Raw genomic sequence first — 12,925 nt, 5'->3', positions numbered from 1 at the left:
GTAACACTTCGAGCCGCTTTGCTGCGTCCCATCCAGGCCCCGGCGTGCCGCCTGCTAGGCCGGCACGGGGCGGAGCCGGGTGGCGAGCTGGGCGTAGTGGTCTCTCTGAGCGGGGTCGCCCAGGTGCTCCCACACGTCTGCCAGGGCCCGGGCGCACTCGGCGGAGCCAGGAGACAGCGTCAGCGCCAGTTCGAAGACGTGGCGGGCCTGGCGGTAGCGGGCCTTGTCCGGGCGACGGGAGCCCCGCGTCAGCAGCGCGTTGCCCAGGGCGTAGATTTGAACGGCGGCGGACTCGCGGTAGCCCGGCGTGGGGTTGAGCTGCGTGGCGCGCTGGAGCAGCTGCGCGGCGGCCTCCGGCTCCCCCAGCTCCAGCTGGCAGAGGGCCGCGTCGCGGTGGGCCTCGGCCTCGGTGGGGTCCACTTCGATGGCGCGCTCGAAGCAGCGCAGCGCCTCTTCGAAGCGCTCCAGCGTGGCCAGTGACGCGCCCTTCGCGGTGAGCGCCGGGACGTGCTTGGGGTCCACGGCGAGCACCTTGTCGAAAGCGAGGATGGCCGCCTCGTGGTTGCCCGCCATGGACAGGCTCACGCCGTCATTGAAGGCCGCGAACAGCAACTTGGACATCTCTCCCCCAGCTCAAGGGTGACACCGGCCGCGCTCCTGGGCCGGAGGGTCAGCCTCTCACCGGAGAAGTCCCCATGGAAAGACGTCATTCCTGGGCGCGCTTTCGTCCCGCTGATGGGAGCCATTGGTCCCTACTTCAGATGCGCAGGCCCACCTGTACACCGGGCCACAGGAGCACGCCCCCCGCGTCCAGGTTCGACAGACGGCTCAGGTTCGACACGGGCTCGCCGTTGGAGTCATGCAACACGTTGAGCGTGGGTCCGCCGATGATGGCCAGGTTCCGCGCCACCTGGAACCCCGCCACCAGCCGGAGCTGGTGCAGGTGGCGGTCGCCTTCGAAGGACAGGTTCCAGCCGTAGAGGGTGTTCGTCACCGCGTCCACGTCCAGGAAGAAGCGCTCGGAGATGGGGATGTGCGCGCCGAGCCCCAGGCCCAGCGACCAGTGGCTGGGGCCACGCGCGCCCTCCATGGTACCCATGCCCAACACGAGCGTCGTGTAGAGGTAGCGGCTGCCCACCTTGATGGCGGTGTTGGCGTAGTTGAAGTCATTACCGAAGGCCTCGACGTGGAACTGGCCGTTGCGCGCGATGCTCACCAGGCCCACCGGAACACCGGACTCCAGCTCTCGCGACACGTTCACGAGCCCCAGTTGGAGGCCGCTCATCCGCCCCGCCACGTTGACGATGCCCACCTGCGCGCCCTTCACGTCACCGCCCACATTGACGAGGGACAGCTGCGCGCCCCGGGCCTCCGCCGCCCAGTTCAGGCCCACGGCCACCTGGAGCCCCGTCATCCGGTCCCGCGCATGGTTGAACGCCACCGCGCCCTGCACACCGTCGACGTTCCCCGCCGTCCAGTTGCCGCCCACGGCCAGCTGCGCCCCCACCAGCGACGTGCCGGACACGTTGGCGCCCACCGCGAGCTGCCCGAGCGAGCCGCTGGACCGCGCCACATTGAGCCCGATCGCGGCCTGGATGCCCTCCGCCTTTCCGTGCGCCCAGTTGCCGCCCACGGCCAGTTGCGTGCCCGACATGTCGCCCCGCACCACGTTGGCGCCCAGGGCCAACTGCAACCCGTCCACCTTGTCCGTGGCCACGTTCGCGCCCAGGGCCATCGCCACGCCGTCCAGCCGCGCCATGCGGGACACGCCCATGGACACGGAGAGATGGTTGTCCACGGGCTCGCCGGCGTTCATCAGGTCATTCGTCTGGAGGCCGGGGAACAGGCCCACGTTGAAGAAGCGCGAGCGGTGCCCACTGCCCGCCGCTGCGACTTCCGCCACGCCGGCGCCCGACGAGAGGCTCGCCGGCAGGGGCCCACCGCCGCGCATGGCCGTCAGCTCCCCCTGCACCGCGCGGAAGGCGGAGGCCGCCAGCACGGTCCGGCCGCCCTCCCCCAGCTCGAACTCCGCCTGCGAGGTCTGGTCCAGCACCTTGCGCATCACCGAGTAACGGCCCTTCTGCAGCCCCAGCTCGGTGGTGCGGCCCGCGTACTTCTTCAGCTCCACCACCAGGCGTCCCTGGGAATCACGGACGTAGAGCCGCCCGTCCACCAGGTCCCCCAGGACGAGCACCGCGGCGGTGGAGCGCAGGTCCGTCATCACCAGGTCGCCCGTGCCCGCCAGCTCGATGTCATACGCGGGGTGCTGCGCCCCGGCCCGCGTCTCTTCCGTGCGGGCCAGCGTCTCGTGGAAGGCGAACTGGTAGGCCTCGTGCAGCGTCACCCGGCCGTCCCCTGAGACGTCCGCCGCGCCGCGCAGACCGGACACCAGGTTGTGGGTGAAGAACGAGCCACCGATGCGGTCGGACTCCTGGGACACCTCATCCTCGGAAGACGACGTGAGGATGGCATGGCCTCGCACCGCGGAGGACGCATCCACCATGAAGGCCGGACGCCGCACTCCGCCCTTCTGGCGGGCCAACGTGCCGGACGCACACGAGTCCAGGATGGCGATGCGCACGTCGGCGGGAAGCGACTCCAGCGCCTTGCGCAGCTCGCGGTAGCCGAAGCGGTCCTTCTGGAGGAGCAGCCCCTGCTCGTCGGAGTGGCCCGAATAGTAGACGAGCGCCTCGATGCGCGTGCCCGGCGTGGTCGCCGCCGCCAGCATCGCCTTGAAGCGGACCAGGGCGGCCTCCAGCGCCGCGCGGTCGCCCTCCATCAGCAGCAGCTTGTCCTTCGGCTGCACCCTCCGAGTTCCTCCAGCACGTCGCCGAATGAGCGCGCATCCGTGACGGCGTACCGGAGCCGGGCACGGCCCTCGCCCCCATCGTTGACGCCCACCAGCAGCGCGAAGCGGCGCACCGACGCCTGCGGCGCCGAGGCCGAGGGCGCCGCGGCGGCCAGGGCGGGCACGAGCAGGAGCGAAAACAGGAGGGACCGCGTCATCACCGCACCTTTTCCAACGTGAAGGACGTCTGGCCCAGGGTATCCGGAAGTGGCAGCGGCAGGGTGCGCGCGTCGATGGGCCGCCGGGCAAGCGCGCGCGCCTCCAGGACCGACGCTACCTCCAGGGGGCATCGGACGTCACGAAGAGGAAGCGCTCGAAGTCCGGCGCGTCATCGAGCTCGTAGGCATGGGTCAGCGGCACCGCCTCGCCGGGGCCCAGCTCCGTGCTTCCCGACAGCGTCGAGGGATGATGCAGCGTCACGGCGCCGCGCCCATCCACCGACACCACGACACCATGGCGGCTTCCACCCGACACGTAGCTGAGTTGCAGGACGTCACCGCTGCGCGCCCGGGCCTGTTCACCGAGCAACTCCGGCTCGCCCGCGCCCTGCCGATGGACCCGCAGGCGCGGCCCACCCTTGATGCGCACGGTGTCCAGCATCACGATGAGCGGCACCGGTGAATTGGACGGCTCCGGCTGCTCCTCCGGCGCGGACATGAAGAGCAGCGCCAGCGAGGCGGCCACGGGGACGCTGAGTGACAGCCCATGCCACCCTTGCGAGTTGCCGCGCCGCGCCGTCTCCGTGCGGCCCTGGGACTCGCGCTCGCGCCGGACCACCTCGGCGGCGACTTCGGCGGGCGGATGACGCGCCAGCGTCTGGCGGGAGTCCGCGTCCAGCCGGGCCAGCCTCGCGGCGCCACCGGGCTCACGCTCGAGCCGGGCTCGCGCGGCGGACAGCGCCTCTGGCGGCAGTTCGCGCAGGATGATTCGCTCCAGAAGCCAGTCAGGGGTGCCAGGGGCCATGCGCAGTGCGTCTCCAGCGCGGCGAAAAGCCCTCGGTCCCGTGTCCTGCCGCCTCCGGCCTCGCGCGTCTCCTGGAACACCAGCCCCTCAAGAATCTGTCACCCGCCTCGGCTCACAGGGTGAGGACCATCAACTCCTCGTCGAGGAACGTCTCCCCCACCTTCAGCGCGTTGGGCTCCACGCCATAGGTCCGGAACCCCAGCGAGCGGTACAGCGCGTGCGCGGGCGCGTTCCCCACCGAGACTGCGAGCAGCAGGCACTTGAGGCCGCCCATCTTCCGCGCCTCGTCGATGAGCGCGGTCAGCAGCCGCCGGCCCACGCCTCGCGAGCGGACTTCCGGCGCCACGTACATGCCCCACACCACCGCCTTGTGCGCCAGCCGGGCCCGGGACTCGCGCTTCAGCCCCAACGCGCCCACGAGCTGCCCACCGTCGAAGGCGCCCAGGACACACTGAGACGCCCCCACCAGCCAGCCACGCACGGTCTCCAAGGACAGCGCCGTCTCCTCCTCCACCGAGGCCGCGAAGGACTCCGGGTTGTCCCGCAGCCCCCGCAGCCGCAGCGCCTTGAACGCCTCCGCGTCGTCCGCCACCAGCCTGCGGATGACGAGCTGCGTCGGTCCGGCGCCGTGGCCCTCCGCCTTCAGGAGCGCCGTGTACCCCGAGATGAAGTCCGGGTAGCGCGGCGCCCAGCCCAGCGATTTCAGGCGCGCGTTGGAGATGTCGCGGTCGCCTCTCACCGTCTCGTTGAGCTGCTCCAGGGGAATGCGAGGCGGCATCGGCACGCCCAGGCGCTGGCTGAGCCAGGCCACTGGCTCCTCGGTGGGCGCGGAGCGGTCATCCGCGACGCAGTACAGGGCGCCGGGCTCGCCGCGCGTCAGCACCACGCGAATGGACTCCACCAGGTCATCGACGTAGATGCGGGAGATGCGTCCGCCGCCGCCTTCGGGCAGCCGGAGCGCCCCCGACAGCAGGCGCGTGTGAATGCCGCGCCCGGGCCCGTAGATGCCGGCGATGCGCATCACCATGGCGCCCAGCGGGAGATAGCGCGACTCCGCCTCGACGCGCTCGCGCGAGGACGGCGTGGACAGCTCCACCGGGGTGTCCTCGTCCACGTGGCCCCGCGCGCGGCCATAGACGCCGGTGGAGGACAAGTAGACGAGCCGCGCTGGAACCGGCCGGCCAGCGCCGAGGCGATGCGCGTGTCCAACCCCGCGTCGGGCGGCACCGAGACGACGACGTGAGCCCCCGCCGTGCGCGTCAGCGCATCTTCCAGGTCGGTGACGCGGGCCCCGGCGCGCTCCAGCTCGGCGCGGCGCGCGGCGTCGCGCGTGGCCGCCAACACGTCGCGCCCTGCGCGGGCCTCCGCCACGGCGAGCCGCGTGAGCGTGTACCCAGACCCCAGGAGGACGAGAGGAGGCATCATGTCCCCGCGATAGCGAGACCGCGGGGACAGTGCAAGCGACGGTTACGGCTCGCCTACAGCTCCGCGCTCGCGCGCGGGTCGATGATGCCGCACTCCTTGATTTTGTAGAGGAGCGCCTTGTAGCTGATGCGCAGCTTGGTGGCCGCGCGCCGCTTGTTCCACGCCGTGCGTTGGAGCATGGCGAGAATCGCCTCGCGCTCGGCCAGCATCGCCGCCCGCTTGCCGATGTCCTTCAGGGACAGCTCCCCGGTGGGCGCGGGCGGCGGCGGAGGCTGCGGCACGTCGAAGGGATTGACGTAGCGCGGCGCGGGCACCACCGCGTTCGCGGACTCCATCACCATGGGCGCGTGCGCGGGCGGAGCCAGCGGCGCGACGGACGCCAGCCCGAAGGCGGCGCCGCGCGACGGCATCTCCAGCACCTGCACGGCGGGCGGCGGCGTGCGGAAGCCCTCGTCGTGCGCGCGGCCAAAGGGGCCACCGTCGTCACCCGCGTAGGACGTGGGCAGGGACGGCGCGCTCGCGGGAGCGCGGACCGCGGCCCGCAGCTCGTCGAGCACCAGCGTCGGGTCCTTCAGCACGCACAACCGGCGGACCATGTTCTCCAGCTCGCGCACGTTGCCCGGCCAGTCGTAGTCCGCGAAGGCGTGCAGCACCTCCGTGGGCAGCTCGGACACGCCGCTGAGGTAGCCGCGGCCGTACTTCTTGAGGAAGTGGTCCGTCAGCGGAACCACGTCCTCGCGGCGCTCGCGCAGCGCCGGCAGGCGGATGGCCACCACGTTGAGGCGATAGAAGAGGTCCTCACGGAAGTTGCCCAGCGCGATTTCCTTCTCCAGGTCGCGGTTGGTGGCCACGACGACGCGGCTGTCCACGCGCACGCTCTTCTTGCCACCGACGCGGAAGAACTCCTCGTCCTGGAGCACCTGGAGCAGCTTGGCCTGGAGCCGGATGGCCATTTCGCCAATCTCGTCCAGGAAGATGGTGCCCTGGTCGGCCAGCTCGAACTTGCCGGGCTTCTCCGCGGTGGCGCCGGTGAAGGCGCCGCGCTCGTGGCCGAACAGCTCGCTCTCCAGCAGCTCGCCGGGCAGCGCCGCGCAGTTCACCTTGATGAACGGACGGTTGCGCCGCTGGCTGCGCGCGTGAATCTCCCGCGCGATGACCTCCTTGCCCGTGCCGGACTCCCCCAGCAGCAACACGGGGACGTCCGTGTCGGCGATGCGCTCCACCAGCGCACGCGCGCGGCGCATGGCCGGCGAGGTGGAGATGAGGACGCGCTGTTCCTGCGCCGAATCCACCACCGGAATCACCGTGCGCGAGGACAGGACGGGCGCCACGGCCTGACGCTCCGGCGCCCGCGTCCCCAGCGCCCGGGCCAGCGCGTCCTGGAGCTCGTCGTTGCCGAACGGCTTGGCCAGGTAGTCGCTGGCGCCCATCTTCATCGCCCGAACGGCGTCGTCCGCCCCCGCCAGCGCGCTGAGCACGATGACGGGCGCGCCGCCGCCCATGGACTGGTAACGGCGCAGCACTTCCAGGCCGCTCATCTCCGGCATCACCACGTCCAGCAACACCGCGTCGAAGGAGCCCCCTGAGAGCATCTCCAGCGCCTGGGTGCCACTCGCGGCACAGCGCACCTGATACCCCGCGCTTCCGAGCAGCTCGGACAGAAACGTGCGCACCGCCTCTTCGTCATCCACCACCAGCACCGCGATCCGGTCCATCCCCTCGCCTCCACTCGCCCGCTGCATCGAAGTCCTACCCACCCTCACACCGACAGCCGGGACGTGCTCCCGACCATCCGGCGATACTCACGCGCGCGTCGCATGTCCTGCTGCGCCGCGCTCAACAGCTGCGTGGGCGTGCCCACCGAATCCGGGAAGCTCACCGTTCCCAGCTCCAGTGACGTGCGCACCACCTTCCCCTCCACCTGGAAGCGGGCCGTGTCGAAGCGCGCCGCCACGCGGGATACCACCTCCTGAACCGACTCCGCGGGCGTTCCCGGGAGCATCAGCGCGAATTGACAGTCACCCACCCGTGCCACCGCGTCCGCGTCGCGCACCGTCTGCCCCAACACCACCGCGCTGTACACCAGCAGACGCTCCGCCATGCCGCGTCCAAACTCCTTGCGAAAGGCCGACCAGCCCCCCACTTCCGCCGCCACCACGGAGAATCCGCCGCCGTAGCGCTCCGCCCGCCGCGCCTCCAGGCTGATGAGCTCCAGCAGGAAGGGCCGGTTGTAGAGCCCCGTCACCGGGTCATGAAGCGCCTGGGCCGTGCCGGCCTCCTCCCCGCGGCGGCCCGCAGCACCGCGTCCTTCAGCTTCAGTTGCGCGTGAAGCTTCGTCGCCAGCTCCGAGCCACTGCCCGAACGAGGCACCAGGTCCACGCACTGCCCACGCTCCAGGCAGTACCGCCGGGCCTCGGCGTCCCGCTCATCCACCAGGTAGAGCAGCGGCACCGCGCCATGGCTGAGCTGCCGCAACCGGCGCGCGACCTGGACGGCCGCGAAGTCAGGCGCCTGCGCGGCCAGCAGCACCGCGGCCGGTCGGATGACCTCGAAGAGTGGCACCGCCGCGTCGAAGCGCGTCACGGGCACCACCCGGAAGCCGGCCTCCGCCAGGAGCAGCCGGGTCTGTTCCAGGTCTGCCGCTCGTGGCTCGACGACGAGCACGGTGGGCGGCTGTCCGGCCTTGCCCACTCGCTTCCTTCGCACACCCACCGTTCCACCTTCCCGCGTGAACTTTTCTCCGCCGCTTTTCGAGGCCCACCCCGGATTTACAGCCTCGAACCCCATCCTGACTTCCACATCCCCTCGAATTTACTAGAGAAGGGAAGCTGGCTACCCATTCTGGGCAGCGGATTTAGCAATGGTTGTGCCACCTTTGACCTCATGCAGCCGCGCCTCGAACTCCGCGGCGTCCACGCGGTGCTTGAAGGCAGGCACCCCTTCGATGACGACCACGGGGATGTCGTAACGCCAGGCGGTGAAGGCCTCCGCATCCTCCAGGATGGAGATGATCCGCAGCTCGAAGGGGATGCGAGCGCGCACGGACTCCACGACGGCGGCCGCCTTGTCACAGAGGGAGCAATTGGGTTTCGAGTAGATATCGACGCGCATGCGGGGCAGGATGAACGGTTAATGCGTGGCTTGTCTGGCGACTTCTCGACGATGCCTCTCAAGGACCTCGTCGTCTATCTTGGGAACCGGCGAGCGACGGGGTCCCTGAAGGTGGAGCGTGGGGACGTGCGCAAGCAACTCGAACTGCGCGAAGGCCATGTGGTCAGCGCCAGTTCCAACCAGCCGCGCGAGTTCTTCGGTCAGTTCCTCATCAATATGGGGCACCTGACCGAGGACCAGCTGGAGAAGGCGTTTTCGACCCAGGCGCAGACGCGCATCTTCCTGGGGAAGATCCTGGTGATGACGGGGCTGGTGCCGGAAGCCACCGTGCGCGGCACGCTCAGCCACAAGTTCCGGGAGATGATTCTCGACGCCTTCCATTGGGAGGACGGCGACTTCCTCTTCGAGGCGGCGGACACGGCGCCAGAGGTCGCGGGACTGGAAGTCAGCGTGGACCTGCTGGACGTCCACCGCGAGGGCGAGTTCCGGGAGACGGCCTGGCAGGCCATCCACGCCGTCTTCCCCTCCGGCGCGGTCCGGCTCTCGGTGGACGAGCGCAAGCTGCCCGAGCGAAAGCCCGGGAGCATGGACGAGCGCATCGTCCAGCTCATCAAGGAGGGCCTCACCATCGACGGCATCGCGCTGGCGCTGCACGCCACGGACTTCTTCCTCTACCAGCGGCTGTATGCGCTCTACCGCCTGGACGCGGTGAAGGTGTCCAACGAGCCGCCCGAGTCCGAGATGTCCGTGGTGGAGGAGGAGAACGGAGAGCGGGGCATCATCGGCTCGGAGACGTCGTCGGACGAGGTGCTCCAGGCCGCGCAGCTCTTCCTCGACGCGGGCAACGCGCGGGACGGCGAGGCGCTGGCGCGGCGGGCGCACGAGATGTCGCCCTCCCCTCGCACGGCGGAGTTCGTCAAGGCGGCCCAGGAGAAGCTCCTGGAGCACCTGCGCCGGGAGCTGGCCGACCCGCCCAGGGTCCCCACGCTTCAGGTCGCGCCCGGGCACCTGAAGACGCTCCAGCTCTCCGCGCCGGAGCGCTACCTGCTGTCACGCATCGATGGACGGCGCGACGTGGCCGCCATCGTCCACGTGTCGCCGCTGCAGGAGCTGGATGCGCTGAAGTACTTCGCCGGCTTCGTGGACGCGGCGCTGGTGAAGCTGGCGCCGCGCTGACGGCAGCGTCAGTGCTTGCCAGCGGCGGAGGCCGGGGCCGTCATCTCCACCGGCGCGGGCATCCGCTCCAAGCCCAGGCGGAGCGCCTCGCGGCCCAGCCGGTGCCCCGGATTCGCCACTTCGGGTCATTGACGATGATGGCGGCCACGGCGACACGCGGGTTGTCCTTGGGCGCGAAGCCCACGAACCACGAGTAGTCGCGGAAGGGCTCGCGGTCCGCCAGTGAGCCCGTCTTGCCCACGGCGTCATCCACGCGGAAGCCACGCTCGCGGAACACGGCGCGCGCGGTGCCGCTGGTGACAGTCTCTTCCAGCATCGCCGTGAGGTCCTTCGCGACCTCCGGCGTGAGGACGGCTCGCCTTCCACCGGGAGCAGCGGCGCCGGGCCCTCGGGCTCGAAGAGGATGGGGTCCACCCAGCGGCCCTCGTTGGCGGCCACCGCGGCGACGAGCGCGCCGTGCAGCGGGGACAGGTACACGTCCCCGAAACCCGCGCCCGTGTTGGCCAGGCTGAACGTCTCCTCGGGGATGGCGGCGAGCGACACATCCGTCGGCACGGGGAACTCAATCTCACGGTTGAAACGGAAGCGGGCCGCCATGCGGCGCAACGAGTCCACCGCGAGGTGCTTGTGCGTCAGCTTGGCGAAGATGACGTTGGCGCTCTTGCCCATGGCCAGCGCCAGCGAATAGCAGGAGCTGTCCCGCTCGCTGTCCTGCAGGTGCTTCTCGGAGATGCGCCGCTTGCCGCCGTGGAAGCACTCTTCGGTATCCGGCGTGACGCCGGCCTCCAGCAGCGCGCCGCCGGTGATGACCTTGAAGATGCTGGCCGCGGGGAACACCGCGCGAACCGGCAGCCCTCGCAGCTCCGGCCTCGCCGCCGAGTGCTCCGCCAACGCCAGCACCCGTCCGGTGGACGGCTCCAGCACCACGGCCGCGCCGTAGGGCGTCTCGTAGTTGCGGAGGATCTGCGTCAGCGACGCTTGCAGCACCGGGTCGATGGTGAGCTGCTTCTTCTTGCCGCCCTTCTCCTTCACCACCAGCTTCCCGCCCTCCAGCGTCGCGCGCCCCATGAGGTCCGCGGACTTGGGAAGCGGCTTCACCGTGGCGATGGGCGGCGCCTTCTCGCGCGAGGGCACGGGCACGGGGGCACCATCCCCGGCTCCGCGGCGAGCGCCGCCAGTCCGCCGTCCGGCGACTCGCCCCCGAGCACCGCGGCGGCGGAGACGGCGGCGGATCCTGAAGTCCCCGCATCAGGCTGGGCGCCCTGGGACGCCGTGGCGGCCCCGGACGTCCCCGCGTCCGCCTGGGCGGCCTGCGACGCCGTGCCAGGGGCGGCGACCACCACCCCACCGTCTTCGGAGACACCGGCGGACGCGGGCTGCTCCGGCTCGGTCGCGCCAATGACGAGGACCAGGGGGAGCAGCGCGGCGGCGGACAGGAGACGGCGGTGGAAGCGCATTGCTACGAGGGGCTCCGGGGGGTGAGCGACGGCTGGATCCTACCGGCTGGGGGCGCGCTGTCCACGGATGCCTCCCTGGTCGCTTCCGTCCCCCGGTGAAATCAGAAACTTGGCGGAGGGGTGTGCAACTCCGCTAGGTTCGCCCACACTTTGGACGGATTGAAAGAAACGGTGGTCATCTGGAGCGCCGAGCTCCGCCGGGCCGTGCGCAGTGGCCGGACGGTGGTGCTGCTCGGCCTCTACAGCATGTTCTCCGCGTTGGTGCTGCTGGTGGTCGGCTGGCTCGCGGGCGAAGTCCGCAGCGCCGTCGCCAAGCAGTTGGAAGGCGCGGGCGCGGATGCGAGCGCCTCCGTGCAGCTCAACGAGGAGATGCGCAAGGGCGTGCTGGGATTCCTCACCAGCAACGACTCCGCGATGATCGAGGCCCTGGCGCAGGTGCCGCTGGAGGTGTTGATCGTCTTCAAGATCACCCTCTTCTTCCTGCCCGCGTACATCGCGCTGATGGGCTTCGATCAGATCAGCGGTGAAGTGGGCCCACGCTCCATGCGCTACCTCACGGTGCGCGCGCGGCGCTCGTCGGTGCTGCTGGGCAAGTTCCTGACGCAGGCGACGCTGCTGCTCGGCCTGGTGCTCATCATCGACCTGGCCATCTTCATCTACGCCCGCGTGGCCAACCCGGACTTCAGCTTCCCCGCCGTGGCGCTCAACCTGCTGAAGTTCTGGCTGGCGGCCATCGTCTTCTCGCTGGCCTACGTGGCCCTCACGACGCTGTGCTCCAGCCTGTTCCGCTCGCCAGCGGTGAGCCTGGTCTTCAACTTCATCCTGCTGTTCGTCTTCTGGCTGATGGACACCATCGGCCGGGCCTCCGGTGACACGGGCAACCTGCGCTTCCTGCGCTACCTGTCCCCGTCGTACTACGCCGGCGACCTGCTGCATCCGGGCCTGGCGCAGTTCGGCGCGAGCGGAGCCGCCTACGCGGTCTTCGCGTTCGTCTTCCTGATGGCGGCCTACGGCATCCTGCGCGCGAGGGACCTGTGAGCGACGTGGCCATTGAACTGTTCGGCGTCTCCAAGCGCTTCGGCCCCAAGGTCGCCGTCAACGGCGTCAGCTTCTCCGTGCCCAAGGGCGCGGTGTACGGGCTCATCGGCCCCAACGGCGCCGGCAAGACGACCACCTTCTCCATGATGTGCGGCTACCTCTACCCGTCCGAGGGCTCGCTCAAGGTCATGGATGTGGACCCCACCACCCCGGGCGCCCTCAAGGGCCGCCTGGGCGCGCTGCCGCAGGACGCGGTGCTGCCGCCCGGCTGGGAAGTGGGCGCGCTGCTGACGTACTGGGCGCGGCTGTCCGCCCTGGTCGAGCCGGAGCGTGAGGCGCGCGAGGCCCTGGACAAGGTGGGCCTCATGGAGGCCTGGAACGTCCAGACGCAGGCGCTCAGCCACGGCATGGCCAAGCGCGCCGCCATGGCCCAGGCCCTCATGGGCAGCCCGCCGTTGGTGCTGCTGGACGAGCCCACCGCCGGGTTGGATCCGCGCGTCGCCGCCCAGGTGCGCCAGGTCATCCGCGACATGAAGGGCCGGCAGACGGTGGTGGTCTCCAGCCACAACCTCCAGGAGCTGGAGGAGCTGTGTGACGCGGCCGCCATCCTTGACAAGGGCACGCTCGCCCAGGCGGGGAGCATGAATGAGCTCACCGGCCAGGGCGCCGAGTTCCGCGTCCAGATTGCTCGCGGCAGCGTCATCATCCCGGAGCTCACGGTGATGCCCCACGTCACGGACGCGCGCATGGAGAGCGACACCGTGCTGCGCGTGCGCTTCAGCGGCGGCGTGGCGCCCGAAGAGGTCATCAGCCAGGTGGTGCGTCACCTGCTGCAGCACGACGTGCTCATCCTGGGCGTCAGCCGCGGCCAGCGCCTGGAAGATCGCGTCCTGCAGATGCTCTGAAG

At 70.3% G+C, this 12,925-nt stretch carries 13 protein-coding genes and 2 pseudogenes; 3 read left to right on the top strand and 12 right to left on the bottom strand.

Going from position 1 to position 12,925, the window contains the following annotated elements; genetic code table 11:
- Positions 1–54: 54 nt before the first annotated feature.
- The 9 genes and pseudogenes from QEG98_RS17030 to QEG98_RS16990 form a co-directional block, all read right to left on the bottom strand.
- The gene (locus QEG98_RS17030) at positions 55–621 is read right to left on the bottom strand and encodes a tetratricopeptide repeat protein (RefSeq protein ID WP_316567410.1); all 567 of its coding nucleotides are present in this window, start codon (positions 619–621) and stop codon (positions 55–57) included.
- A gap of 136 nt (positions 622–757) precedes the next feature.
- On the bottom strand, positions 758–2,806 hold the full coding sequence (locus QEG98_RS17025; protein ID WP_316567409.1) for a caspase domain-containing protein: 2,049 nt from the start codon (positions 2,804–2,806) through the stop codon (positions 758–760).
- Entirely contained in the window at positions 2,779–3,006 is a 228-nt protein-coding gene (locus QEG98_RS17020) for a hypothetical protein (RefSeq protein ID WP_316567408.1), read from the bottom strand. Before QEG98_RS17020 ends, QEG98_RS17025 begins: the two co-directional genes overlap by 28 nt.
- Positions 3,007–3,121: 115 nt before the next feature.
- Positions 3,122–3,811 carry an ActD protein gene (locus QEG98_RS17015; RefSeq protein WP_316567407.1) on the bottom strand — a complete coding sequence of 230 codons (690 nt, stop codon included), beginning with the start codon at positions 3,809–3,811 and terminating at the stop codon, positions 3,122–3,124.
- 112 nt (positions 3,812–3,923) lie between these two features.
- Positions 3,924–4,925 carry a GNAT family N-acetyltransferase gene (locus tag QEG98_RS17010; RefSeq protein WP_316567406.1) on the bottom strand — a complete coding sequence of 334 codons (1,002 nt, stop codon included), beginning with the start codon at positions 4,923–4,925 and terminating at the stop codon, positions 3,924–3,926.
- Complete coding sequence (locus QEG98_RS17005) at positions 4,832–5,236, bottom strand: hypothetical protein (RefSeq protein WP_316567405.1); 405 nt, start codon at positions 5,234–5,236, stop codon at positions 4,832–4,834. Before QEG98_RS17005 ends, QEG98_RS17010 begins: the two co-directional genes overlap by 94 nt.
- A 53-nt stretch (positions 5,237–5,289) precedes the next feature.
- Positions 5,290–6,951, bottom strand: coding sequence for a sigma-54-dependent transcriptional regulator (locus QEG98_RS17000; protein WP_140862426.1), 1,662 nt, complete (start codon positions 6,949–6,951; stop codon positions 5,290–5,292).
- A gap of 44 nt (positions 6,952–6,995) precedes the next feature.
- Positions 6,996–8,023 (bottom strand): annotated as a pseudogene (locus tag QEG98_RS16995) (GGDEF domain-containing protein).
- A 45-nt stretch (positions 8,024–8,068) separates the two neighbouring features.
- Positions 8,069–8,347 (bottom strand): glutaredoxin family protein, encoded by a 279-nt coding sequence (locus QEG98_RS16990; protein ID WP_090495165.1) that lies wholly within the window; start codon positions 8,345–8,347, stop codon positions 8,069–8,071.
- Positions 8,348–8,368: 21 nt separating this feature from the next.
- Between QEG98_RS16990 and QEG98_RS16985 the strand changes: the two genes are divergently transcribed.
- Positions 8,369–9,523, top strand: coding sequence for a DUF4388 domain-containing protein (locus QEG98_RS16985; RefSeq protein WP_316567404.1), 1,155 nt, complete (start codon positions 8,369–8,371; stop codon positions 9,521–9,523).
- 40 nt (positions 9,524–9,563) lie between these two features.
- On the opposite strand, the gene QEG98_RS16980 is transcribed toward QEG98_RS16985, so the two are convergent.
- From QEG98_RS16980 to QEG98_RS16970, 3 genes and pseudogenes are all read right to left on the bottom strand, one after another.
- On the bottom strand, positions 9,564–9,839 hold the full coding sequence (locus QEG98_RS16980; protein ID WP_316567905.1) for a penicillin-binding transpeptidase domain-containing protein: 276 nt from the start codon (positions 9,837–9,839) through the stop codon (positions 9,564–9,566).
- 140 nt (positions 9,840–9,979) lie between these two features.
- Positions 9,980–10,591, bottom strand: a pseudogene (locus QEG98_RS16975) (penicillin-binding transpeptidase domain-containing protein); the annotation flags it as partial.
- A gap of 26 nt (positions 10,592–10,617) precedes the next feature.
- Positions 10,618–10,980: a hypothetical protein gene (locus tag QEG98_RS16970; RefSeq protein ID WP_316567403.1), complete on the bottom strand. Its 363-nt coding sequence runs from the start codon at positions 10,978–10,980 to the stop codon at positions 10,618–10,620.
- A 120-nt stretch (positions 10,981–11,100) separates the two neighbouring features.
- Between QEG98_RS16970 and QEG98_RS16965 the strand changes: the two genes are divergently transcribed.
- Together QEG98_RS16965 and QEG98_RS16960 are read left to right on the top strand one after the other, a co-directional pair.
- Positions 11,101–12,018 (top strand): ABC transporter permease, encoded by a 918-nt coding sequence (locus QEG98_RS16965; protein ID WP_090495171.1) that lies wholly within the window; start codon positions 11,101–11,103, stop codon positions 12,016–12,018.
- Positions 12,015–12,923 (top strand): ABC transporter ATP-binding protein, encoded by a 909-nt coding sequence (locus tag QEG98_RS16960; protein WP_316567402.1) that lies wholly within the window; start codon positions 12,015–12,017, stop codon positions 12,921–12,923. The genes QEG98_RS16965 and QEG98_RS16960 overlap by 4 nt, the downstream gene beginning before the upstream one ends.
- Positions 12,924–12,925: the final 2 nt, after the last annotated feature.

Origin of the sequence: Myxococcus sp. MxC21-1 (assembly GCF_032612255.1) — a bacterium.
GTDB classification, from domain to species: Bacteria; Myxococcota; Myxococcia; order Myxococcales; family Myxococcaceae; genus Myxococcus; species Myxococcus virescens.
Note: the sequence above shows the minus strand (reverse complement) of the source record. Positions and strands in the feature narration are given on the sequence as shown.

What these genes read in the sequence shown, in the direction of transcription:
- QEG98_RS17020 (WP_316567408.1), bottom strand. Translation starts at nt 3,006, where the DNA reads ATGACGCGGTCCCTCCTGTTTTCGCTCCTGCTCGTGCCCGCCCTGGCC.
- QEG98_RS16970 (WP_316567403.1), bottom strand. Translation starts at nt 10,980, where the DNA reads ATGCGCTTCCACCGCCGTCTCCTGTCCGCCGCCGCGCTGCTCCCCCTG.
- QEG98_RS17005 (WP_316567405.1), bottom strand. Translation starts at nt 5,236, where the DNA reads ATGATGCCTCCTCTCGTCCTCCTGGGGTCTGGGTACACGCTCACGCGG.
- QEG98_RS16980 (WP_316567905.1), bottom strand. Translation starts at nt 9,839, where the DNA reads ATGCTGGAAGAGACTGTCACCAGCGGCACCGCGCGCGCCGTGTTCCGC.
- QEG98_RS16985 (WP_316567404.1), top strand. Translation starts at nt 8,369, where the DNA reads ATGCGTGGCTTGTCTGGCGACTTCTCGACGATGCCTCTCAAGGACCTC.
- QEG98_RS17015 (WP_316567407.1), bottom strand. Translation starts at nt 3,811, where the DNA reads ATGGCCCCTGGCACCCCTGACTGGCTTCTGGAGCGAATCATCCTGCGC.
- QEG98_RS16990 (WP_090495165.1), bottom strand. Translation starts at nt 8,347, where the DNA reads ATGCGCGTCGATATCTACTCGAAACCCAATTGCTCCCTCTGTGACAAG.
- QEG98_RS17030 (WP_316567410.1), bottom strand. Translation starts at nt 621, where the DNA reads ATGTCCAAGTTGCTGTTCGCGGCCTTCAATGACGGCGTGAGCCTGTCC.
- QEG98_RS17000 (WP_140862426.1), bottom strand. Translation starts at nt 6,951, where the DNA reads ATGGACCGGATCGCGGTGCTGGTGGTGGATGACGAAGAGGCGGTGCGC.